Source organism: Enterococcus sp. DIV1368d (assembly GCF_050542975.1).
GTDB lineage: Bacteria > Bacillota > Bacilli > Lactobacillales > Enterococcaceae > Enterococcus_D > Enterococcus_D casseliflavus.
Window position 1 is genome coordinate 909,366 of sequence record NZ_CP172939.1, and the last position, 22,761, is coordinate 932,126.

At 42.6% G+C, this 22,761-nt stretch carries 22 protein-coding genes; 21 read left to right on the forward strand and 1 reads right to left on the reverse strand.

Annotated elements, in window-relative coordinates; genetic code table 11:
- Positions 1 to 45 precede the first annotated feature (45 nt).
- A complete protein-coding gene (locus IGJ44_RS04305; RefSeq protein WP_167827138.1) occupies positions 46 to 2,187 on the reverse strand; it encodes a HelD family protein in 2,142 nt (713 codons plus the stop codon).
- Between the two features lie 263 nt (positions 2,188 to 2,450).
- Here IGJ44_RS04305 and IGJ44_RS04310 point away from each other — a divergent pair, with 263 nt between their 5' ends.
- The 21 genes from IGJ44_RS04310 (at position 2,451) to IGJ44_RS04410 (ending at position 22,761) form a co-directional block, all read left to right on the forward strand.
- Positions 2,451 to 3,488 (forward strand): NADH:flavin oxidoreductase/NADH oxidase, encoded by a 1,038-nt coding sequence (locus IGJ44_RS04310; RefSeq protein ID WP_167827137.1) that lies wholly within the window; start codon positions 2,451 to 2,453, stop codon positions 3,486 to 3,488.
- A 154-nt stretch (positions 3,489 to 3,642) separates the two neighbouring features.
- On the forward strand, positions 3,643 to 3,960 hold the full coding sequence (locus IGJ44_RS04315) for a helix-turn-helix transcriptional regulator (protein WP_167827136.1): 318 nt from the start codon (positions 3,643 to 3,645) through the stop codon (positions 3,958 to 3,960).
- 6 nt (positions 3,961 to 3,966) lie between these two features.
- Positions 3,967 to 4,800 (forward strand): hypothetical protein, encoded by an 834-nt coding sequence (locus IGJ44_RS04320; RefSeq protein ID WP_167827135.1) that lies wholly within the window; start codon positions 3,967 to 3,969, stop codon positions 4,798 to 4,800.
- A 118-nt stretch (positions 4,801 to 4,918) separates the two neighbouring features.
- Positions 4,919 to 5,863 carry a tocopherol cyclase family protein gene (locus tag IGJ44_RS04325; RefSeq protein WP_128488067.1) on the forward strand — a complete coding sequence of 315 codons (945 nt, stop codon included), beginning with the start codon at positions 4,919 to 4,921 and terminating at the stop codon, positions 5,861 to 5,863.
- Between the two features lie 89 nt (positions 5,864 to 5,952).
- Positions 5,953 to 7,932 (forward strand): prolyl oligopeptidase family serine peptidase, encoded by a 1,980-nt coding sequence (locus IGJ44_RS04330; protein ID WP_430606180.1) that lies wholly within the window; start codon positions 5,953 to 5,955, stop codon positions 7,930 to 7,932.
- Between the two features lie 300 nt (positions 7,933 to 8,232).
- Positions 8,233 to 8,385, forward strand: coding sequence for a 50S ribosomal protein L33 (gene rpmG / locus IGJ44_RS04335; RefSeq protein WP_005225339.1), 153 nt, complete (start codon positions 8,233 to 8,235; stop codon positions 8,383 to 8,385).
- A gap of 16 nt (positions 8,386 to 8,401) precedes the next feature.
- Positions 8,402 to 8,671 carry a 30S ribosomal protein S14 gene (gene rpsN, locus IGJ44_RS04340; RefSeq protein WP_005225340.1) on the forward strand — a complete coding sequence of 90 codons (270 nt, stop codon included), beginning with the start codon at positions 8,402 to 8,404 and terminating at the stop codon, positions 8,669 to 8,671.
- Positions 8,672 to 8,686: 15 nt separating this feature from the next.
- Positions 8,687 to 8,821: a putative metal homeostasis protein gene (locus IGJ44_RS04345; RefSeq protein WP_005237325.1), complete on the forward strand. Its 135-nt coding sequence runs from the start codon at positions 8,687 to 8,689 to the stop codon at positions 8,819 to 8,821.
- 29 nt (positions 8,822 to 8,850) lie between these two features.
- Entirely contained in the window at positions 8,851 to 9,021 is a 171-nt protein-coding gene (gene rpmF / locus IGJ44_RS04350; protein WP_005225341.1) for a 50S ribosomal protein L32, read from the forward strand.
- A 37-nt stretch (positions 9,022 to 9,058) separates the two neighbouring features.
- Positions 9,059 to 9,454 carry a hypothetical protein gene (locus IGJ44_RS04355; protein WP_005225342.1) on the forward strand — a complete coding sequence of 132 codons (396 nt, stop codon included), beginning with the start codon at positions 9,059 to 9,061 and terminating at the stop codon, positions 9,452 to 9,454.
- Positions 9,455 to 9,479: 25 nt separating this feature from the next.
- On the forward strand, positions 9,480 to 9,887 hold the full coding sequence (locus IGJ44_RS04360; protein ID WP_167827133.1) for a NusG domain II-containing protein: 408 nt from the start codon (positions 9,480 to 9,482) through the stop codon (positions 9,885 to 9,887).
- Between the two features lie 375 nt (positions 9,888 to 10,262).
- A complete protein-coding gene (locus IGJ44_RS04365) occupies positions 10,263 to 10,970 on the forward strand; it encodes an EAL domain-containing protein (protein ID WP_430606183.1) in 708 nt (235 codons plus the stop codon).
- Positions 10,971 to 10,974: 4 nt separating this feature from the next.
- Positions 10,975 to 12,084, forward strand: coding sequence for a GGDEF domain-containing protein (locus IGJ44_RS04370; RefSeq protein WP_167827131.1), 1,110 nt, complete (start codon positions 10,975 to 10,977; stop codon positions 12,082 to 12,084).
- A gap of 332 nt (positions 12,085 to 12,416) precedes the next feature.
- Positions 12,417 to 13,469 carry a GGDEF domain-containing protein gene (locus tag IGJ44_RS04375; RefSeq protein ID WP_005225346.1) on the forward strand — a complete coding sequence of 351 codons (1,053 nt, stop codon included), beginning with the start codon at positions 12,417 to 12,419 and terminating at the stop codon, positions 13,467 to 13,469.
- Between the two features lie 59 nt (positions 13,470 to 13,528).
- Entirely contained in the window at positions 13,529 to 14,569 is a 1,041-nt protein-coding gene (locus tag IGJ44_RS04380) for a bifunctional glycosyltransferase family 2/GtrA family protein (protein ID WP_074932399.1), read from the forward strand.
- A complete protein-coding gene (locus IGJ44_RS04385; RefSeq protein WP_167827130.1) occupies positions 14,566 to 16,830 on the forward strand; it encodes a glycosyltransferase family 2 protein in 2,265 nt (754 codons plus the stop codon). Before IGJ44_RS04380 ends, IGJ44_RS04385 begins: the two co-directional genes overlap by 4 nt.
- Positions 16,805 to 18,634 carry a lantibiotic ABC transporter permease gene (locus IGJ44_RS04390; protein WP_167827129.1) on the forward strand — a complete coding sequence of 610 codons (1,830 nt, stop codon included), beginning with the start codon at positions 16,805 to 16,807 and terminating at the stop codon, positions 18,632 to 18,634. The genes IGJ44_RS04385 and IGJ44_RS04390 overlap by 26 nt, the downstream gene beginning before the upstream one ends.
- Before the next feature lie 304 nt (positions 18,635 to 18,938).
- Positions 18,939 to 20,843 carry a BglG family transcription antiterminator gene (locus IGJ44_RS04395; RefSeq protein WP_430606184.1) on the forward strand — a complete coding sequence of 635 codons (1,905 nt, stop codon included), beginning with the start codon at positions 18,939 to 18,941 and terminating at the stop codon, positions 20,841 to 20,843.
- Position 20,844: 1 nt separating this feature from the next.
- Entirely contained in the window at positions 20,845 to 21,294 is a 450-nt protein-coding gene (locus tag IGJ44_RS04400; RefSeq protein ID WP_167827127.1) for a PTS sugar transporter subunit IIA, read from the forward strand.
- A gap of 23 nt (positions 21,295 to 21,317) precedes the next feature.
- A complete protein-coding gene (locus tag IGJ44_RS04405) occupies positions 21,318 to 21,635 on the forward strand; it encodes a PTS fructose transporter subunit IIB (RefSeq protein WP_008380922.1) in 318 nt (105 codons plus the stop codon).
- Positions 21,625 to 22,761 carry a PTS fructose transporter subunit IIC gene (locus IGJ44_RS04410; RefSeq protein WP_144771415.1) on the forward strand — a complete coding sequence of 379 codons (1,137 nt, stop codon included), beginning with the start codon at positions 21,625 to 21,627 and terminating at the stop codon, positions 22,759 to 22,761. The genes IGJ44_RS04405 and IGJ44_RS04410 overlap by 11 nt, the downstream gene beginning before the upstream one ends.

Consider the following 22,761-nt stretch of genomic DNA (forward strand, 5'->3'; position numbering starts at 1 on the left):
AAATCTTATCAAGATTCTATAGAAAATAGGAGGTTTCTCGTTCTACTAGCAAGGAGTGAGAAATGGCGAAAAGGTTCCTTTTGAAGTTACCACCAGTTCTTCCATTGCACGAGAAATCGCCGTATAGAGAATCCGCCGATCTTGATCGGTATGATAATTTTCTTCTGAGACATCATATAAAAGAACCTGCTTAAATTCCAATCCTTTGGCAAGATGAATCGGTAATACCGTTCCATGAAATGACACGGCCTGTTTATCGAAGAACTGTTTGAGCTCCTCACTGGATCGACTATCTTTTGTGATGATCGTTACTGGTTGCTTAAGTTCCTTTACTATGTCTACTAACGCAACGTCAGGCAGATTGGCATAAAACTGTGGCAACTTTCCTTCTGGTCGAACGGCAGAGATGTTTAAATTGGTTTTTTTTGGTAGCATTTGGGCAAATAACCGCGTGATTGCACCGCTAGAACGATAACTCGTAGTCAGCTGATACGTTTCGAGGAATTTCGCCTGTTGTTGAAATAACGTTTGGATTTCTGATACGGTGATGGCACTTGTAAAGATCGCCTGTTGCTGATCCCCCACGAGGGTAAAAGCGGTCATAGGAAAAAGACATAATAGAAACTGAATTTGTGCTGGCGTATAATCTTGGACTTCATCGATAAACAGATAGCGTAACGCAGGGACAGGTTGTTTTTCGGCGAGCAAATGACGAATCAGCAATAGACAAACGGTATAATCCAAACTATCTGTTGTTTGCGTCAAAGTGATCTGTCCTTGAGTAAAATAGTCGGCACTGTCTGCTAACAATCGTTTCGTATCAAACCAAGTAAGGTCGTTGATTTGTTTGGAAACCGTTGCGTATTTTTTCTTCAGGAGGCGAATGGCTGCTTTCTGAATTGTTTTTTCTGAATCATCCTTTAAAACTGTCCCTAATAGGGAGCGCTGTTCGTCTTCAGTCAAAGAACGAACTTGGTCGTGAACATTTGTTGCTAAGGCATTTTTTTGCAGTCGTTCCTCCCAAGCGTAAGCCAATTTCTTTTTGACTGCTTGGATGCGATCGCGCAAAGATGCCTGTTTCGGTGTCTCTTGGAAGAAAGTATCGATCGTTTCTTCAGAAAAAAGGACGACGTTTTTTCTTTTGATTGGTTTAAACTGAAGCACAAGTTCTTCTGGCAGCTGTTTGCTCAAGGATTGAAGAAAGTGGCTGAAGTCCGCACTGCGCAAAAGGTCGATTGCTTCATTGGGTGTTTGCTGGATGCGGTCAAAATACGCCGCTTCCGATTCTAAGTCAACGCTAGGAAATGCTTGGCAAAACTGCCGCATGGTCAGCGTCAATGGATTTTTTTCACCGAGGGAAGGCAGCACTTGCGAAATATAATCAATAAACCGAGAGTTCGGGGATAGGATCAAGACATTCTCAGCGGTCATCTCTTCACGAAAATGGTACAGCAAAAAGGCGATCCGCTGCATGACAGCAGACGTTTTTCCGCTTCCAGCAACACCGTTGACCAGTAGGTTTTTATGCGCTAAGTCACGGATGATGATGTTTTGTTCGTGTTGGATCGAAGCAGTGATATCTTGCATTTTTTGGCTATTATTGGCCTCAAGGGCGGCCAGTAACACTTCATCTTGAATCGCGACTGAGGTATCAAAGGCTTGCTTCAAGTGATCTTTTTCGATAATAAATTGTCGGCGATGTTCAAGAGCGGCAGAAATCGTCTGATTGTTCACTTGATAAGAGACCGGGCCCAAGCGTTTGGCATAGAACAATTCGGCAATAGGGGAGCGCCAATCATAGATCAGCCCTTCCTTATTTTCATTAACAAAACCATTGATCCCAATGTAAAAATCTTCTATTGTTTCCTCATCTTCAAACTGTAGGGAGATTTTACCAAAGTAGGGACTATCCAGTAGACGGTCGATGGCAGCTAATTCACGTTCAGCAGATTGAAGAGCGGCGTTCATTTGGTCGATCTCACGGTTCTTACTTTCGATGGCAGCAAAAGTATCTAAACGGTCAGCAAAATTATCAAAGTTTAAGCGAATCTCTTCGCCGATGCTTTGCATCGCAAGGCGATCTTTTTTTCTGCCTTCAGTCAAGAAACTGTTCAGCCCTGTCTTTCGCGTCAGCAATTGCTGGTACGTGTCTGCGAGATGCTTCTTTTCAGCCTTTAGGTCGTTCATTCAGACTCACATCCATTCTCCAAAGTATCTCAATTATACGAGCATCCACCAAAAATACTAGTCTATTTTTTTGACTCTGGATGCGGTATAATAATAGTGGGAAGAGGCAGCTGATTGTTCCAATGTCATGGGAGCAAGCAGAATGCGTCTATTTTTTTGTTTTAAAAATGGGAAAAAGGGTCATTGCTTGTGTTTTTGAAGGGGCTGTTTATACTGAATATAGAGAAAAATACAAAGCGAAAAATCGTTGAGGGAGTGTCAGCATGTCCAAATTATTGTCACCAGTGAAGCTAGCGAGTTTAGCATTGGCCAACCGCGTCGTTATGTCGCCGATGTGTATGTATGAAGTAAAAAAAGAAGACGGTGTTGCGGAACCCTTTCATTTTGTTCACTACGGGGCACGAGCATTAAGCAAAGTCGGCTTGATCATTATTGAAGCGACTGCCGTTGAACCAGACGGACGAATCACAAACAATGATCTAGGGTTATGGAATGAAGAGCAGCAAACAGAGCTGACGAAATTGGTGGAACTGCTGCATGGGTTCGATGCGCAAGTAGGCATCCAACTAAGCCATGCAGGACGAAAAGCAGTTGATGCCACCAATCCTTTGGCACCAAGTACCGTTGCCTTTAACGAACGCTACCCGTTACCCTCAGAAATGACCCTGTCGGAAATCAAACGGGTGCAAGATAGTTTTGTTCAGGCTGCCCAACGAGCAGCCAAAGCGGGTGTCACGATGATCGAACTTCATGGGGCTCATGGCTACTTGATGGATCAATTTCTTTCGCCTCTCGTCAATCAACGCACCGACCTGTATGGTGGTTCCTTAGAGAATCGGTATCGCTTTGTAAAAGAAACGGTACAAGCAGTTCGAGCAGTCTTTTCTGGGTCATTGTGGATGCGCTTGTCACTGACAGACTATGAAGAACCAGGACGCCAAAATTCGTTGGAAGATTGGCAGCAAGTAGCCCAATGGCTTCAAGCAGATGGCATTGATTGTCTTGACTGTTCCACAGGCGGTGTGGTGGATAAAAAGCCTAATATTCCGATCTATGATGGCTACCAAGTGCCCTTTGCTGCAGCTATCAAGCAAGTGGTCGATATTCCCGTAGCAGCAGTCGGTTTATTGGATAATCCTGATCTTTGCGAATATCTTTTGCAAACCAATCAAGTGGATTTGGTTTTACAAGGCCGCGCATTGATCAGAAATGTCAACTGGTTGGCAGATGCAGCGGCGAAACTTCACGATAAGTCCTTTCAAGCGTACAATGATTCCTATCAACGCGGGGTGAAGCGTTGATTCATTTGAAAAAAAATTCTCCTAGAAGAAAATTCTTCTTAGGAGATTTTTTTATTCTACTAGTATGCTTTACAAACTAGTGACGAACACGTATACTAGGTACAACACTAGTTTGTATAACAAATTAGATAAAGGGAACCAAAGGAGGGAAATCGTGAAAGAGACGCAATTGCTAAAAGGGGTTTTGGAAGGGTGTGTTTTGCAAGTGATTGCTCAAAAAGAGATTTATGGTTATGAACTGGTACAGGAACTGAAGCAAAGAGGCTTTGAAACGATCGTTGGCGGCACGATCTATCCTTTGCTGCAGAAGTTGGAAAAACAAGAACTTATTACCTCTGAGATGAAAAAATCACCTGAAGGACCTGATCGCAAGTATTTCTCGATCACCCTGAAAGGCATAGACTATTTGGCACAATTTAGAGAACAATGGACGAACCTAATGAAGAAAGTCGAAGGATTATTTAAGGAGTGAGGAAACATGGCAAATAAACAAGAGACGAACTATTGGCGAGAGCAGACCAATCTGATCGAGCAACAATTCAATGAGAAAAATCGCCAATTTTTTGATGATTTTCGAAGCTACCTCTTACTTTCCAGCCTTTTTTACGATGAGCATAAAGTCACAGAGCAGGTATACGCGATTGCAATGGATTTATTAGAAGCACAAACTCATGGGGAAGAGGCGCAACACTATTTTGGCAATGATCCGAAAGGGGTGGCAGATGAACTATTGGCAAACACGCCAAAGAGCAATCTCAAAGAGCGTCTCAAATTGGCATATCTAGCGGTTGGTATCAGTTGGGGCATCAAGTTTATAGCTGATTTTACAAATAAAGGACCACTGGTTCTTAACCTGCTGGATTATCTTTTGACAGGATTGGTAACTGTGGTAGCGGTCATCGGGATTTTTGCGATCATCAGCAAAACTATCTATCAAAAGAAGGGCGCAAGCAAGGTGATTCGTTTCGGCTCCCTTTGGCTCGTTGTGAGTGGCTGGATTGGTCTTTCACTGTTGATCAATCTGATGACCCCAAACTGGTGGCTCCTGACGATCTCATTTCCTTTTGATGTAGTATTGGTTGGCAGTTTGCTGGTAGCGGCGATCGTTTTTGTTGTATCACGCAAAGAAAAAGCTTTTTATCCGATCGTTTTTCTACTGGGGGTATTTGTGTTGCTTGGTTGCCTGCAAAAAGCCATGGCATTTTATCACATTGGGGATCCATCGTGGATGACCGGCGGACTTTTGACACTGCTCGTTGTAGGGTTTCTTATTTTTCTGTGGTGGACCCGTCGAGTGATGAAAAAGCAATAAGCAAAGCCAGAAACAAGTGTGTTGCTTGTTTCTGGCTTTTTTACATGGACAAAGGCATTATCCTGAGGAATCTTTCTGCTTCATGCTACACTTAAAAAAGAAACGGAGGGAAATCAAGATGTTGACAACAGATCGGTTCTTTCACGGCCACAATAAGCAGACCGCTTTTTTTGAAGGCTGGTACCATAAGCACCAAATCGGTGAAGAAGTCTATGCTTTTATTCCAGGTCTTTCGATTCAAGAAGACGGTACCAAAGAAGTGTTCATTCAAGTGATCAATCATGAGGGCGCGCATTACTTCTCCTTTCCAGAAACTGATTTTCAGGTTTCAGAAGAGGAGCGAAAAGTAACTATTGGTGACAATATCTTTAGTGAAGCAGGCATTCAAGTTTCTTTAAAAAATAACGATCTCCAAGTACAAGGAGCAGTAAAATATAACGACCACAAACCGATTCAGCGGACACGTTATGCGCCGAGTATCATGGGGCCTTTTTCGTACCTGTCATTTATGGAGTGCTACCACGGTGTCTTGAGCATGAGTCATACCTTAGAAGGTACGCTGTACTGGAACGAAGAACCAATCGATTTTACGAACGGGATCGGTTATTTGGAAAAAGACTGGGGTACCTCCTTTCCAGCAGCTTATATCTGGGTTCAGTGCAACAGTTTTGATGCACCAGATGTACGGTTCTTTTTCTCCGCAGCCGACATTCCCTTTGCTGGTTTTGCTTTTTTGGGAACGATTTGTGTTCTGCAAGTCGGCAGCCAAGAATATCGTTTTGCTACTTATCATGGTGCAAAGATTCATGATGTCAAACGTACGGAAGACCGTTTAGTGATCCATCTCAAACAAAAACAGTGGCTGCTGACGATCGAAGTGTTGACGAAAGAAGGCCATTCGTTGTTAGCACCTTCTATTGGGCAAATGAATCGGATCATTCGCGAAAGCGCCAGTACGGAAATTGCCTTGACCCTTTTAGAAAATGGGCAGGAGATCTTGCGGCAGACGGGAACGTCGGCTGGTTTTGAAGAAGTAGCGAATCTGCGAGGATTTCACTATTAAAAAAGGCGGGAAAAAAGCAGAAAAATTCGTTTCTTTTGATATACTAGTAGATAGTTACTGCGAAAACACGTATCTTTGGAGGGAAACGGATGGAAAAAATAACGAATGAGACACTGTTTGAACTGAAAACGATTGCGCAGCCTGCAGTGGGGGAAAATCAGGTTTTTTACTTGGAAACGGCAGTCAACCAAAAGACCAATACGTATGATTCAGCGATTTATAGTATTGACCCAAAGACCAACGAACGGCGTGAGTGGGGCACCGAAGCGACTACCCACAACAACCTAAAGGTCTCGCCAGATGAGCAAAGGCTCAGTTTTGTGACGACCGATCCAAAGAAAGGTGAAAGTACGTTATGGACGATGCCAGTGTCCGGCGGCAAGCCCCAAGCACTTGTCACTGAGAAGGGGCTGGGGGACTATTTTTGGAAGCAAGACGCAACGGCGGTTTATTATAAGCTGGCACAAGAAGAGACGATCTCAGAGAATCAAGACGACACAGAAAAGACGGACAAGCAAAAGGAATTTCCAGAAGTAAAAGCTACTACGAAAGTCAATTATTTGGCGGATGGCGTAGGCTTTTTAAAAGAAAAAAAACATTCGATCATCAAAAAAACGATCGCGACACAAGAAACGGAACTGATTTTTGAGCATGATTCTCCCTTTGTTTTTTCTGGCATCGCGGATGATCAGAAGACGTTGTTCATCACCTTTGACAAAGAGGAAGAAGATGAATGGGACTATGGCTCGAAGGTTTGTCTCCTTGATAGCCAGACGAAAAAGACAGAAAGTTTAGAAAACATTCTGCCAGAAGGAACGTATACATTTGCTGCTGCGCGCAATGATCAGCTGTTACTATTAGGCAATGATCTCTCTTACGGATTTGTGACCTTGGATGATTTGTTTTTGATCGACTTAAAAACGAAAGCAGTCAAAAATCTTTCCAAGGAGTTAGATGTTGCCTTTGGCAATGCGATCATCAGTGATTTTCAACAAAAAAATCGTGGCGTAGCGATCACCTGGTTGACGGATGACACATTCCTTGTACCCGTAACAGAACATGGCAAGCTACAATTGTACCGTGCCACGACCCAAGGAGAATGGACCAAACTACTTGATGAAAAAATGGATATCCTCGATGCGGCGATCTATTCAGAAGCCAAACTTGCTGTTGCTTATGCGACGCCAACGATCCCTAGTCGCTTAGCGTTGATTGACTTAACAAATGGCGAAGTAACCGATCTCTATGATCCTAACCAAGCAGTTATGTCACAATTAACGATCAGTAAACCCGAAGCGTTTTGGTACGAAGGAGCAGATGGCTGGCAAATTCAAGGCTGGTATTTGCCTCCGACCGAAACAAAGGAGAATCATCCAGCGATTTTGTACATTCATGGCGGTCCGCAGGTCTGTTATGGGGAAACATTTTTCCATGAGATGCAAGTCCATGCCGCTAATGGCTATGGGGTCATCTTGTTGAACCCTCGTGGCGGGCAAGGATACGGTCAAACATTTGTCAAATCGATTTTAGGTGATTATGGCAATAAAGATTATCAAGACTTGCTGTTGGGGGTGGATGCCGTGGTGGCAAACCATCCAGAAATCGATACGAACACCATCCATGTGGCTGGCGGCAGTTATGGTGGCTTTATGACCAACTGGATCGTTGGCCATACCGATCGTTTTTGTGCGGCCGTTACGCAACGCTCGATCTCAAATTGGATCAGCTTTTATGGGACGAGTGACATTGGACCTGCCTTTGTCAAATTCCAATTGTTGCGGGAACTTGATCAGACCGAAGGACTTTGGAAGATGTCGCCTTTGGCCTATGCCAGCCAAGTCAAGACGCCTACGCTAGTCCTCCATGGAGAAAATGATTTGCGATGTCCGCAAGAACAAGGACAGCAGTTTTACATGGCATTGCAACGTCAAGGCGTCGATACGAAGCTGATGCTGTTTCCTCAATCCTCTCATGGTTTATCACGCAATGGCTTGCCGAACCTTCGGATAGAACGCTTGCAGGCGATTAGTGAATGGCTTGCGTCACATGAGAACCAATCAGTAAATTAACCGAATGAAATCACCTGACAAAGAATCACGACTTGGGCTGCTTGAAAAGCCCAACCAGTGATTTCTTAAAGATCAGGTGATTTTTTTGCGGGATCAAAAGCTATAGGTTCCTGATATCTTGCCGCCAATGACAGCGACGGTTGAAAACAAATTCATATGACGTTTTCTTCACGTGTTAAATAACAAAAAGAAGAAATAGTTTTGCTTGCTTCCTGTGTTTTAGTGTGATATGATACAAAACGTAATCATTACACTTTGAGTGTTCTTTTGGTGTGACGCAAGAGAAAGGAGCTGGTTATTATGAGAAACAATATTATTTTGGCATGTGTGGAGACAGGGGAAAGACTTTATTTGACCAATAAGAACCAGCGCAATACGCCGGAACGTTTAGAATTAAAAAAATATTCACCAAAGTTGCGGCGCAGAGCGATTTTTCGTGAAATCAAGAAATAGGAAGGAATATAACTGAATGGCAAAAAAATCAAAAATTGCAAAATACAACAAACAAGTACAACTCATCGAACAATACCGAGCAGTACGTCAAGAACTAAAAGCACAAGGAGATACCCAAGCATTGGCCAAACTACCGAAGGATTCGAATCCGACTCGTTTGAAGAAACGGGATATGATCGATGGTCGTCCGCGCGGCTACATGAATAAATTCGGCATGTCACGGATCAATTTCCGTAAGCATGCACATCTCGGAGAAATTCCCGGCGTTACAAAAGCAAGCTGGTAACAGAAAGGAGTCAATATGGAAAAAACGGACTTGTCTAGTGCGTATCGACGTTTAAAGAGCCCGAACATCAAAACAAGGAAACGCGCATTAAAGATCATTCATGAATTTAAGCGAAATAAACGAAAAAATGCATTGCAGCTGCGTGCATAATGAGAAAGTGAAAGAAAGTTGGAAATGACATGGCAGTACCTGCAAGAAAAACATCAAAAGCAAAAAAGAATAAGCGCCGGACCCACTATGGCGTCAAAGCACCAGCGATTTCGTTTGATGGGACAACAGGAACCTTCAAGCGCAGCCACCATGTATCATTAGCAGAATATAAAGCGCAGCACCCGATCGAAAAGAATTAACGCCGTCTTATGACGCCGTCCAGAAAGCAGGGGGAAAATGGAGATCATCTATCCGTCATTGATTGAAGAAGCCTATCGTCACAGTAAAAAATTTCATCCAGAGATCACCAAAGAGGCAATCTATCGCCATTTTTACGAAGCAGGCTTGATCAAAGAAAACGGCGATCCGACGGAAAAAGCCTTGTCAGAAGGGGTCGTTAAAGATTATACTGAGGACTGGGATCTTACCTTTGAAGAATTTTTGATGATCTACCCCGTGTTTCGTTCCTTTGACTCAAAGCATTTCAAGAAGATCGAGCATTTTTGGGAAATGGATTTGGCTTTGCAAGAACAAATACTTGCCCAATGGGAGCAAGAAACCTTCACAGAGGAAGAGATCATCGACCTAACTGCTTTTTTTGAAGAGCGATTACCTTCTAAAAAGGAACAGTGAATGAACCGTGAAAGGCGTACATGTGATGAAAAAGACGATCCAGCCATTTTTTAAACTTCTAAAGCCCTATGATTATCTGCTGTTTATTCTGTTAGTTGTCGGCTCTTTTTTACCGCTTTTTCTATTTGAAGCACAAGCTCAAAGTGATACCGGCGATCGGTATGCAATCGTGCGAATAAATGGAGAAGAGGTTGACCGTTTTAACTTAGAAGAAATCGATGCGATGGAAAAAACCTACTATCCAGCAGAAGGTCAGTACAATATCGTCGAGATCAAAGATGGCGCGATCCGAGTTCGTGAAGACAATAGTCCCGACCAGATTGCTGTCAAAACCAGCTGGATCTATCGCAATGGGCAGACGAGCATTTGCCTGCCTCATAAGCTGGTGATCGAGATCAAGCAAGCCGGTGCTTCTGATTATTTAATTTATTAACAGAAAAAGGAAGCCAGCTGAACAATTACTGTTCAGCTGGCTTTTTTATGAGGATGAGCAGGAGAAGCTGTTAAAAACGCCAATCGACCAACGTGTAAGTCAGCCAGAAACTGCGTTTTTGATACAAGAAAAGCGCAGAATTCCAACCGTCAGAAGAAATGGGAACTATGGGTGGAAATAGCAATCTCTGTCTAATCGTTCACAAAAATTTCTGCTCAATCATCTAAAATAGTTGGGGAACTGCGGCTCTATTTGGTATACTTAGGCAAGTCAGTTCCTTTGAAGCTTCTCTTTCTAAGGACTATGAACGAGCGATGATACGAATATGACCAATTTTCGGAAGTGATAACTTTACTAGATGGGGGCTTAACGAAGATGGGAAATGAAACAATTTGGGAAAACACAGACAATTTTTATCTGTTATGTCAACCAATCATGCAGGTAGAATCGCTAAGTCAGCAAGAGGTGAACGGCTATGAGGTCTTGCTGCGCAGCGAGAAAAACAACCGCTTTCCGCAACAAGAATTCAGCGCAATGATTCAATCTGAAAGTGGCAATCAGCAGTTGATGGGGTGGTATGCCCAGGAGCTGCGACGGTTGTGCCAAAAAAAGCCGAAAACCCGCTTTAGTGTCAATATTCATCCACAACAGCTGCTGTGGCAGTCAACGTGGACCTTTTTTGAGGGGATGACTGCCCACAAAGAGCAGTTGCAGATCGAATTAACAGAGCATCCTGTAAAAGGTCAGCATGATTCTTTTGATTTGTCTACTGCCCTTGCAAAAATCAAAGCCTATGGCTATGTGATCGCTGTCGATGACATCGGCTGTGGTCAAAATACCCTATCATTGGTCTTTGCCAATCTTGAAAATGTGGATTGTTTGAAATTTTCACTACTGCCCTTTATTCATCTCGATGAGGAGGTCGGATTTAGTTTCTTGTCTTGTTGGTTGAAGGTCGCCAAAAAGTATCAGCTTGAGTTGATCGTTGAAGGCATCGAGACCCGCGATAAGATGGCGCAATTGTTTGAGATGGGGGTTCATTTGCAACAAGGATATTTATGGTCTAAAGGAGAGCGATTGTGATGGAATGTTAGAACGAGGCGTGCTTTTGGCGTTTGGTTTGCCGCTGATGATTGCCAGTTTACTGGTGACCGCAGATGTTTTTGTACGAAGTGTGCAAAAAATATCGGTTTCTCGTCCATTTAAGTATTTTATTATTGGTATTCTGACGTTTACGCATTTGTATTTTATTCTTTCTTTCTCAATGAATTCAGTTGGGTTTATCTGTTATCAATACACAACTGCTTTTATTGCGAGTCATTTTTTCTATGGTGATCGTGGCAAGATCTTGATTTTGATAACGCCGTGTATGGTCGTTTTCTATTTACTGTTTGTCGGTTTTTCTGACATTGGCAAAGCCTTTTATTTACCGCTATTAGGTGTCGGTGTCTTTGTCCTTGATTTTCTCTTATCAAAAATCAAGTCACTGCGTCCGCAACAGCAATTTTATATGATGTATTTTTTGTCCTGCCTGCTCTCACCGCGTTTTTCGATGCTAGTCCATCATACGACGACCTATGACTGGGAAGCGATGTTGGCAGTATTTGTTGGTTCTTTCGTGCTGCTAGGAAGTTTTATGTGGTTGCATCGGTTGATTGAGGGGCAAGAATACCAAGTACTGGCAGAGTTGGCGAATAGTAAGATCGATGCGTTGACCGGCTGCTTCAACTATGGGACCTATAACCACGATCTGCTTCAAGCCGTTTCACAGAAAAAGACTGTGACGATCGCCATGATCGATCTCGATCACTTCAAAAAGGTCAACGACCGTTATGGTCATATCGCCGGAAATGAGCTATTGAGAACTTTCGCCTCACGGACGTCCACTTTTTTAGAGGCGCATTTTGCCGAGACCTTTTCCTTTTATCGTTATGGCGGAGAAGAGTTCTGTGTCGTGATCGAAGGGGATGTCAAAGAACAGACCGTAGCTGCGATGACGACACTGTGTCAAACCATTTCTAGTAGTATGTTTCCTGTCGCTAATTTTGAAAAAGGGACGATGTCTTTGTCTTGCGGCGTTGAAGCGAGCACAGTTTGTCATGGGGATATCTTGGCAGCCGTTGAAAGAGCCGATCAAGCACTCTATCTCGCAAAACAAAGTGGTCGAAACCGGGTGTGCACCTTGCCTGAGACGTAAAAAAATAATGGAAAAATAATTTACACAAATTCACAAAGAATTAAATCTTTATGCACAAAAAGTTAGTAATAATAAAGAAATAATGTTATTTATTTACAAAATATACATTTTGATTATTTTATTTATCTTGAGAATCTTCGCATATTAACAAAAAGATTGAAACTATGTATAATTTCTGGTAAATTATTCTAAATCAAGAGTGATAAAAACTGTCAATAATTAATAGTGATTCTTACTTGATGCTTTGTCCGCTTTTCCAATGAAATGTTTCTGGAATTGTCCCGTCGAATCAGCAAGTAAGGGTTCTTTTTTTTAGAAAGGAAGCACAGGAAATGGCAAATACGCTGGTTGTCAATACACTCGCAAATTTAGGCGCAATTATCATCAATATTTATTTGTTATTCAAAATCAGTGACGGATTCGTTGGCCAAGGGACGTTCAAAGCGAAACAGATCGCAGCTGCGATTGCTTGTGAAACCGTGGTGGGGATGCTGATGATGAATTTCTCTTACGTCGTATATGAAACGCGATTTGACCTGCGCTTTTTGCTTTACGCTTTTTCCATGAAATATCTGGGGTGGAAGGTGACCGTACCGACGATGGTCAATCTAGCGTTAGGGCGTTTCTTGTTTGAAGTATCAAAATCGTCTTGGTTGAACTTATATCTTACGTTTTTTTTGATAGTGACACTCACATTTCTGCATGCTTGGGCCAAACGGCGATTTACTGACAAACAAGAGTTATTCCTATCAATTACCTACTTGATCGCTATCTCCTTTCTTTTTGGTTTTTATCTGACGGGCGATATTCAAAAAACGACCCTAATTTATATAGTTTATGGCATTCTCGCCTATACGTTGGCGTTTTTCCTTTACTCGATAGTAAATGATATGCAGCGCATTTTGGCATTGGTCAAAATCGATGATCTTACGCAGTTGAACAACTTCCGTAAATTTCAAGATGACCGCCAACGCCTAGACACGACCGAGGTGGACTTATCGATCGCTTTGATCGATATCGATCATTTCAAAAATTACAATGACCGTTACGGACACCGTGCTGGGGATGTGATTTTGCAAGAAATCGCTCGTATTTTTTCGACCTACTGTACGGCGAGCAACCCGGTCTATCGCATCGGTGGGGAAGAGTTTGCGATCTTGATCCAAGGAGACGCACAGGCTGCTGCTTATCTCCTTGAAAAAATCCAAAAGCGCATCCGTTACCAAGAGATCATCTTGGATGCCGGCGATTCGGTCAGCATCACGTTGTCGATTGGGATCGCACAACGGCAAAAGGGCGAGTTGCTACAGCAAACACAAGAACGAGCCGATCAAGCATTGTATCGAGCCAAGCGCAGCGGTCGCGACCAACTCTGTCTTTACTGACGGGGTTGGCTTCTTTTCTTTTTTATTTTCAAAAATACTACCTTAAATGAGGAGCGCATATGGAAAATAGTTTAATCATGATTCCTTCGCTAGAACCTGACCACAAACTGCTGGCTCTGGTGGAGAAAATTCGTTTGCATAACCAGCACCTGCCGATTTTGGTCGTGGATGATGGCAGTGGGGTAGCTTATCAGCCTGTCTTTTCGGCATTGGCACAGCAGTTTGGTTGTCAGGTTTTGACCCATCCAAAGAATCTTGGAAAAGGCGCAGCCATCAAAACCGCCCTCACTGAAGTGCTGACAAACCAGCCAGCTGTTGAATTTATGGTGACCATTGATTCGGATGGGCAGCATGAGTATACCGATATGATGGCTTGCTTAGCAAAGGCACAAGCCCATCCCGACAGTATTATTTTAGGGACCCGATCCTTTGGCAAAGAAGTGCCCTTGCGGAGTAAGTTCGGCAACATTTTGACCCGAAATATCCTACGTTTAGCGACTGGTCTTGCCATCGAGGATTCGCAGACGGGCTTAAGGGTTTTCCCTCGGAAATTCATGACAGATTTGTTGGCGATCTCAGGTGAGCGTTTTGAATACGAAACGCGGATGCTGATCGAAGCCCAGAAACGGGGGTGGCCGATTCTCTCGCAACCGATCGCCACCATCTATATTGAAGAAAATGCCTCTTCCCATTTTCGGGTCTTGGCAGATTCCGTCGCTATCTATAGCGTCTTTTTGAAGTATTTGTTTTCATCTGTGGTCTCCTTTTTTGTCGATGTGATCGCCTATGCGTTATTGATCCATTTCTTGTCTGTCATCGATCTGTCCTCCATCGTGATCGCTTCGTTGGGTGCCCGCTTGATTTCGGCGATCGTCAATTACTACATCAATCGCGAGCTTGTTTTTGGTCAACGGACAAAGAACAGTATGCTGCAGTATTTTTTATTAGTGATCGTACAGATTTTGCTGTCCTCTTTCCTCGTCTACCTGATCTATTTGATCCTGCCGATAGGAGATTCTGTGTTGTTAAAAATAGGCGTCGATTGCCTGCTCTTTTTCTTTAGTTACCATGTGCAAAAAAATGTCATCTTTAAGGAGTGATTGAGGTGGAACAAAAACGTTTGCCTTGGGCGAAAAAAGTCGTTTACTTTCTGGCGTTTGTCTTTTCGCTGATCTATTTAGCATGGCGGGGGCTGTATACATTGCCATGGCACGAGTCTTGGTTTGCCCTGCTGTTTGGTTTGCTGCTTTGGGGCAGTGAGATCGTATCGAACTTTACGGGCTTGCTGTTGATTTGGAACAAAAACAAAGCAAAGCCTTTTGAAAAACCGATCGTGCCAGAAGCCGACTATCCAGCGATCGATGTGTTGATTGCTACCCATAATGAAGAAGTGCCGCTTTTATTAAAAACAGTCAATGCGGCAGTTCATATGAAATACCCCGATCCCAAAAAAGTTCACATCTACTTGTCAGATGACACCAACCGTCCAGAGGTCAAAGCACTGGCAGATAAATTTGGCATCGGCTATATCGGATTGACAGGCAATCAGCATGCCAAGTCAGGCAATCTCAATCATGCATTATCAAAAACCAATTCGCCGCTAGTGGCGACCTTTGATGCAGATATGATTCCTTACTCAGATTTTTTGCTGGAAACAGTGCCATATTTTGTGGCAAATCAGCAGGAACGCCGCAAAGATCAGACCATCAAACCGTTGGGCTTTGTCCAAACACCGCAAAGCTTTTACAATGCGGATCTTTTTCAGTACAATCTTTTTTCAGAAGCGGCGATCCCTAACGAGCAGGACTTCTTTTCCAGAGAAGTCAATGTTTTGAACAACGCCCATGATACAGCTATTTATACAGGTTCCAATACGGTGATTGCACGAGAAGCGATCGAAGCCGCTGGCGGATTTCCGACAGACACCATCACGGAAGACTTTGAATTAGGCGCCTTGATCAATTGCCAAGGTTACCGCAGCTTATCAACACTGCAGCCCATGGCCAGCGGTCTGTCTCCCATTGATATCCCAAGTGCCTTAAAGCAGCGGATTCGCTGGGGAAGAGGAGTGGTCCAAAGTGTCCACAATCTCCATCTTTTTAAGAACAAGACGTTGTCTTTGGCGCAAAAAATGGTTTTCTTAAACAGTTATTTGTATTGGTGGTCGTTTTTACGTCGGTTGCTGTTTATTTTCGCGCCGATTTTGTACACCGTCTTTAATGTAAGGGTCGTAGAGACCAACTTTTGGGTCTTGCTGCTGTTTTGGCTGCCAAGCTATACGTTCTTGCATTTGGCGATGCAGGATTTGAGCAGTGATATTCGAACGCAGCGCTGGGGCGAGATCCAGGAAACGATTTTTGCACCTTACCTAGTGATTCCTGTCTTTTTGCAAGCCATTGGCATCAAAGAGACCCGTTTCAAAGTGACCAATAAAGCAGCAACTCAGTCTAAAAAAGACTTGTTGTTTGTGGTGCCGCATTTGTTGCTGTTGATTTTGACGATTATCGGCTTAGTGAAGTTTAATTACGGCAAATTCGGTTCAGAGATTTTCTATGGCAGCGTGTTGACCTTCTGGCTGCTGACCCATTTCTTTAACTTAACCTTTGCGGTCTTATTTTATCTCGGTCGCCCGATTTACCGAACGACGGAACGGTTCAGAGCTCATTATCCTGTTGAAGTTTCCGACCAAGACGCCAGCTATTCTTTGATGACAGAAAATATCTCAGAAAACGGCATGTCCTTCGTTTCTGACGTTCCTCTTTATTTTCCGCCAGATGCGCCGCTGACTTTTAAAATCACTCGTGATGGCTACCAAGCAGAGATGACGGGAAACGTCGTCCGCGTCTTTTCAGGCAAGGATCGCTGGGTCTATGGGGTTGCTTTAAACCAGTTGACAGAAAAAGATTACTTAGCCTATCTGCAGATCATTTATGATGGCTTCAATCAAAGCCTGCCGGTTCTGCGGGACCCATGGATGACCTTCTTTGACAGTCTTTTTGAAAATCTCGGTAAGCATCTGCTGCAAGCCAAACAAAAGCCATTGCCGCCTCAGCGAGTGCCCATACTGACCATTGATCAAAAATGGCACTTTGATGAAGGAACCTATACGGTCACAACGTTTGGTTTTGACCAGCTCACGTTGGTAAAAACAGAAGAGGTCGAGATGCCGACCCATCTAACCTTACCGATCAGTAATCTTGTGCTTCACGCTGAAAAAGCAACGCTTCAACCAACAGAAAATCAAGTGATTTATCAAGTAAGCAATCTTTCCGAGCTGCGTTTTACAGCAGCCTTTCAAGAATGGGTAGACAGCTTGCTGAGAAAGGAGGAAGATGATGATCGAGATCCTGCTGCGATTTAGTCTCTTTGGTTTATCATTAGCTGGCTATGCCTATCTTTTTGTACGAGTTTGCCATTTTCCCAAACACATCAGCTGGATCGCTGCTTGCTGTTTGCCGATCCTCGTTCTTTCCTTTGTCGCATATGGTCCCAAAGGATGGTTGATCTGGGGGGCCTGGGTTTTATTTGGTCTTGGCTTACTATTATGCGTTTGGCGTTTTTGGCAGGAGCGCTATCAGGTGCGGTGGGGCTTACAAGAGCCCATCATGCTGTGGTTTTACGGCTATTTTGCTTTGTTCGTTTTAACCTTGCTTCACAGTCATTTGACCCACTATGACAACTTCTCCCATTGGGCGACGATCGTTAAATTCCTTTATACGCAGGGACAATTACCAACGGCAGCCGATGCCATCATCAGTTTTACTTCCTATCCTTTAGGCAGCTCGCTGTTTGTTACTTATACAGCGATCATTGTTGGCTATCATGAGAATGTCTTGTTGATTGGTCAATTGATTTTGATTTTCTGTAGTCTGTATAGTTTCTTTGCGATTATTCGTGATCCGAAAAGAAAGCTGGCTTTTGCCCTGTTCTTCACCAGTATGGCGGTTTTCAATTATTTTAATATTGCGATTCGAATGAATAATTTGTTAGTAGACTTTATCCTGCCAATGTTGACTTTAGCTGGCATCGCTGGCTTATTCGCTTTAAAAGGCAACGTACTACCGTCGATCGGTTTCTTTCTTTTGATTGGCGCCTCTCTTGATTTGGTCAAAAATAGTGCCGTCTTTTTTCTGCTGATTTTAGGCGGCTATTTACTAGTCTGCTTGTGGCAGGCATCAGTTCGTTGGCGGCAACGGCTGGGCATGATGATTGTAGGATTAGCTGCCATTGGGCTATCTGTCCTGCCAGCGATTCTTTGGAACCTGCATGTCAAAGCGAATTTTCCTAAATCGAAGCATGAAGTCAGCGTGACCGCTTATAAACAGATTTTTGGCGAAAAGGATTCTCAGATACTGCAGCAGATTACGGATGTTTTTGTCAAAACCATCACGGATGTTGCGACGATCTCCACGCAAGGGATTCTCTTGATCCAGGTCATTCTTTTGGGCAGTTGGCTATTTGTCCGATTTATCATGAAAAAACGCAATCCATTTTTCAAAGAACTGCTGTTGATCGATGGTATCATTGGGGGGTATTATTTAGGAATCTATGCCATGTTCTTGTTCTCGATGCCCACTGATGAAGCATTGTCTTTGGCAGGGTTCGATCGCTATGCCTCAAGTATCGTGATTTTAGCACTTGGCTTAATGACCTTTTTCATGGTCCGAGGCACTGATCATTTGTATCATGAACAAGCGATCGATCGGCGAAACTACCGTAGTTTTGCCAGCTTGACCACGAAAAAAATCTATCAATACAGTACCTTGATTCTGCTATTTTTTGCGACATTGCTGATCCTTTCAGAGAATAATGGCATGCGTTATACCAATCGTGAATATGCTGCTTCGATTCCAGCACAAGTTTCAGCCGTTACTGGCGATCACTTTGACCTAAACGAGAAAAAATATTTGGTGGTCAGTACTAACAAAGAAGCAGTAGATAGCTACTTAGTTGGCTATGTCGGAAAATATTACTTGTTTTCACCTAATGTCGATGGGCGAGAGAATTTCCTCTTATCCGATGCTGAATTTCGCACGCTATTAAAGCAATACGATGAAGTCGTCGTCTTAGAAGAGCACTATACCTTTAATGCCATGACGAAGAAGCTAACAGGCAAGACCTTTGCCCCAGGCGTTTATTCGGTGGCGGAGGTGTTGGGGCGTTAAGGGAAGGAATTGCTCAAGCGTGTCTCGTTATTAGAGAATCAAAAGTTAAAATACCAATGAAACAGACGACAGTTCGTTTGTTCATTGGTATTTTTTTTTCTGTTCCCACTGAGTAATATCCTCTATACTATGAAAATACCAAGGGACATGTAAATAATCTGGATTAAACGAAAAAGTACACATGAAAAAAACGGCGCAATATATTCAGTGCCTATGATTTACTGTAATGAATGCAGTAAAAGTAAGTGTTTTCATTTTTTTAAGAAAAAGCTACCATTAGAAATGTAGACGAGGTGATAGTTTCATGATCAGTGAACGGGAAAAAGCAATTATTCGATATCTCTTAGAGAATGGACCAACAACGGTTGCTAAAATTGGGTTGCATATGTCGCTTTCGCAAAAGACAGTTTCGCAATCGCTAAAGAGAATTGATGAATTTTTGCAGGAAACAGCAATAAGGCTTGTTCGCAAACCTAGAGTAGGGGTATTTCTTGATGGCGATTCAGCTGAAATTCTAAAGTATCTTGATGGGAACGAGGAATCAAACTTACCGACGAGCAAAAAAGATCGTATTCAGTTTCTTTGCTTTGAAATACTGAAACAAAAAACGTATTTTACGCGTCAACAACTGCAAGATGCACTCTACATCAGTAAATCAACTTTAGAAAATGACATGGGGCAGGTAAGCGAGATCTTTCGTCATTTTAACGTTACGATTGAAGTTTTACCGGGGAAGGGTTCCTTTTTGAATTTGTCAGAACAAGAAAAACGTCGTTTAGCATTTGATTTGATCTACTATTTTTGGGGTGGAAATTGGAAAATAACACAAGAGCAACAACGCTATTTGCATTCGATTCAAGGAATTCCTCAGTTTGTTAATGATTTTATTGACCTGACAAAGATTTCTTTAGTTGATACGCTCTTACAAGAGTATTTGAAAAAAGAACAAATTACGCTTAATGATGCTGCCTATCACTCACTATTGCTTCATCTAATCATCATGATTGATCGGGTCAAAGAGAAGAATTATCTGACTTTCGAAGAAAGAAGACATCCTTTGATGGAGAATAGAGCTTTTTATCGTTTTATTGCTTCAATAGAAGAAACGTTTTCTCTGTCGTTGCCAGTTTCGGAAGTTCATTATATTTCGCTTCATATCTATGGGGATTCGTTGGTGAAGAAGAATGACTCCGATGATTTGCTTGATGAAACGATACGCAAATTGATTCATGAAACGATCTCCCTACGCAATGAAAGTCTTTTGTTAGGATTGGTATCACATATCAAAGAAGCTATTTATCGCATTCAAAAAGGATTAGTCATTCATAACCCTTTTCTAAATGATGTGAAGAAGAATTTCCCTTTGTCTTTTGAGGAAGCGCTTCGATTAGCTCATGCCTTAAATTGGCATTTTTCGATTTCGATCCCTGAAGATGAGGTTGCCTTTCTGGCCGTACACATCCAAGTGATGAAAGAACAACGAGAAGAAAAACAACCTAAGAAAGTGAGTGTCTTATTAGTTTGTAGCAGTGGGAAAGGCACTTCACAGCTATTAGCTGCTCGTATTCGGAGAAATTATGAGCAAATCGATATTTCCAGGATTCTTTCAATTCAAGAGTTGATTCAGACCAATATTTATGAGGACTTGATTTTATCGACAGTGGATTTAAAAATCGATTCGATTCCAACAATCCATGTTTCACCTGTACTGAATAAAGATGAGCAGCGAAAAATAGAAGCCTTTTTAAGAAAAGTCGAAGAAAAACAAAATGGTTCTTTCAGTCAGTTTGCGAAATTGATTCATGAGGACTTGATTTTTTTAGATCATCATTTTGAAGATTATCAAGAGGTGATTACATTTATTGGGGAGCAATTGATTACTCGTGGGTATGTAAACGAGGAAATGATTGACTCTTCGCTAAAAAGGGAACAGCTTTCCTTTACTTCTTTTGGACGATTCGCAACACCTCATGGTACACCAGAATACGTGAAAAAATCAGCGATTGTATTTTTACGTCTTCATAATGAGATCCACTGGGGAGAAACAAAGGTGAAATATGTCTTTTTCATCTGTATCAAAGATGAAACTGTACAAGAACTTGAGGAAATCTATGACACGATGCTTAATGTGATGGAATCAGATGAACGAACCTTCCTCCTTAAAGGGACGAAAGAGGAATTAAAAAAGTATTTACAAGGGGGAATATAAAATGAATATAGAAACACTACTACCTTTTGAACATATTGTTCTTGGTCTAGAGGCAACCACTAGAGAAGAAGTGGTCCGTCAATTAGCAAAAATATTGGTAACTGAAGGAATTGTTCAATCCGAAAATGAGTATGTTCAATCAGTTATGGAAAGAGAAGATCACTCGACCACAGGAATAGGCAATAATATAGCAATCCCCCATGGAAAAAGTCGTGCAGTTTCTGAACCCGCAATCGTTTTTGCTCGGTTAAAGGCACCATTAGAATGGCAATCCTTAGATGATGAACCAGTAACGGTTGTGATTATGCTTGCTATTCCTGAAGAACATCAAGGAGACACCCATTTACGGATCTTATCAGAAATTGCCATGAAATTGATGGATGAAGACATCACAGAAGCGCTGAAAAGCGAAACAGATAAAGAGATTATCGCGAAACTATTAAGCGAATAAAACGGAGAAAAGGAGAAAGAAGAATGAAGAGAAAAATTATTGCAGTAACGGCGTGTGCCACAGGAGTTGCCCATACCTTTATGGCGGCACAGGCGCTAAAAAAAGCAGCAGCGAAACGTGGGGATTTAATCAAGGTTGAGACACAAGGAGCAACAGGTATCGAAAATGAATTGAACGAGCGGGATTGTCAAATTGGGGAAGTCGTGATTTTTGCCGTCGATACGAAAGTGAGAAATGAAGAGCGTTTCAATGGCAAGGAGATCCTTAAAGTCCCGGTAGCAGCCCCTATAAAAAATGCAGAAAAAGTAATTGAAGATGCATTAAAGCTGATTGATCAATAAAGAGGAGGAAAATCAGATGAAAAAGTTGGCAAGTGAAATGAAAAATCATGTTTTAACAGGAATATCTTATATGATTCCTCTGGTGATTGCCGGAGCAGTTATCATGGCGATTTCTCGAGTAGGCGGATCAATATTTGGGATCGTCGATATTTGGGACGCCTCTCATGGAGAAAGTGCGAATACGATCATCCGATTACTCCATAGTTTAGATGGATTCGGTGGCATCGCTTTAGGATTGATGTTTCCCGTAATATCGGCATTTATTGCTTATTCGATTTCCGATAAGCTAGGGATTGCCCCTGGTCTTGTTGGAGGTATGTTAGTAAAAGACATTAACGCAGGCTTCTTAGGCGCAATTGTTTCAGGGCTGATCGCTGGGTACATTTGCTTGTGGATCAAAAACCATATCAAACTGCCAAAATCGATGGCATCGGTAGTTCCAGTGTTCTTAGTTCCTGTTTTAGGTACTTTAGTCACTGTCCTACTTGTGAATTATGTGATCGGTACACCATTTGCAGCTATCAATGTGGGCTTAGAGTCATGGTTGAACGGATTGAGTGGCGGAAATGCGATCGTGATGGCGGCAGTTGTAGGGGCAATGGTTGGATTTGACCTTGGGGGACCAGTAAATAAGGCAGCTGTGACAACCGCGATGGCTTTATTGACAAGTAACGTTTATGCACCAAACACTGCAGCGCAAGTGGCGATCATTATTCCGCCAATTGGTTTAGGCTTAGCGACTGTTTTTGCAAAGAATAAATACAATAACGAATTAAAAGAAGCAGGAAAATCGTCGATCATTATGGGTCTAGTAGGCATTTCAGAAGGAGCGATCCCATTTGCGGTGGAAAATCCCCTAAAAGTGATCCCAGTGAATATGATTGGTTCAGCGATTGGTTCTGCAATGGCTGTTGGTCTAGGAGCTGTCAATACAGCCCCAATCTCTGGTTTTTATGGCTGGTTCACTGTAGAAAAATGGCCACTGTATGTTTTATCGATTGCTACTGGCTCATTATTCATTGCGATTTGTACAAGCTTGCTACGTTCAAAAGATGCGGGGAAAGAAACAGATACCACGATGGAAGAATTTGACGAAGCTGCTTGGGAAGAGCAGTGGGAAGCATAG

Bases quoted from the DNA above. Each gene is read 5' to 3' on its own strand.
- IGJ44_RS04305 (WP_167827138.1), bottom strand. From the start codon at position 2,187: ATGAACGACCTAAAGGCTGAAAAGAAGCATCTCGCAGACACGTACCAG.
- IGJ44_RS04310 (WP_167827137.1), top strand. From the start codon at position 2,451: ATGTCCAAATTATTGTCACCAGTGAAGCTAGCGAGTTTAGCATTGGCC.
- IGJ44_RS04320 (WP_167827135.1), top strand. From the start codon at position 3,967: ATGGCAAATAAACAAGAGACGAACTATTGGCGAGAGCAGACCAATCTG.
- IGJ44_RS04325 (WP_128488067.1), top strand. From the start codon at position 4,919: ATGTTGACAACAGATCGGTTCTTTCACGGCCACAATAAGCAGACCGCT.
- IGJ44_RS04330 (WP_430606180.1), top strand. From the start codon at position 5,953: ATGGAAAAAATAACGAATGAGACACTGTTTGAACTGAAAACGATTGCG.
- rpmG (WP_005225339.1), top strand. From the start codon at position 8,233: ATGAGAAACAATATTATTTTGGCATGTGTGGAGACAGGGGAAAGACTT.
- rpsN (WP_005225340.1), top strand. From the start codon at position 8,402: ATGGCAAAAAAATCAAAAATTGCAAAATACAACAAACAAGTACAACTC.
- IGJ44_RS04345 (WP_005237325.1), top strand. From the start codon at position 8,687: ATGGAAAAAACGGACTTGTCTAGTGCGTATCGACGTTTAAAGAGCCCG.
- rpmF (WP_005225341.1), top strand. From the start codon at position 8,851: ATGGCAGTACCTGCAAGAAAAACATCAAAAGCAAAAAAGAATAAGCGC.
- IGJ44_RS04355 (WP_005225342.1), top strand. From the start codon at position 9,059: ATGGAGATCATCTATCCGTCATTGATTGAAGAAGCCTATCGTCACAGT.
- IGJ44_RS04360 (WP_167827133.1), top strand. From the start codon at position 9,480: ATGAAAAAGACGATCCAGCCATTTTTTAAACTTCTAAAGCCCTATGAT.
- IGJ44_RS04365 (WP_430606183.1), top strand. From the start codon at position 10,263: ATGGGAAATGAAACAATTTGGGAAAACACAGACAATTTTTATCTGTTA.
- IGJ44_RS04370 (WP_167827131.1), top strand. From the start codon at position 10,975: ATGTTAGAACGAGGCGTGCTTTTGGCGTTTGGTTTGCCGCTGATGATT.
- IGJ44_RS04375 (WP_005225346.1), top strand. From the start codon at position 12,417: ATGGCAAATACGCTGGTTGTCAATACACTCGCAAATTTAGGCGCAATT.
- IGJ44_RS04380 (WP_074932399.1), top strand. From the start codon at position 13,529: ATGGAAAATAGTTTAATCATGATTCCTTCGCTAGAACCTGACCACAAA.
- IGJ44_RS04390 (WP_167827129.1), top strand. From the start codon at position 16,805: ATGATCGAGATCCTGCTGCGATTTAGTCTCTTTGGTTTATCATTAGCT.
- IGJ44_RS04395 (WP_430606184.1), top strand. From the start codon at position 18,939: ATGATCAGTGAACGGGAAAAAGCAATTATTCGATATCTCTTAGAGAAT.
- IGJ44_RS04400 (WP_167827127.1), top strand. From the start codon at position 20,845: ATGAATATAGAAACACTACTACCTTTTGAACATATTGTTCTTGGTCTA.
- IGJ44_RS04405 (WP_008380922.1), top strand. From the start codon at position 21,318: ATGAAGAGAAAAATTATTGCAGTAACGGCGTGTGCCACAGGAGTTGCC.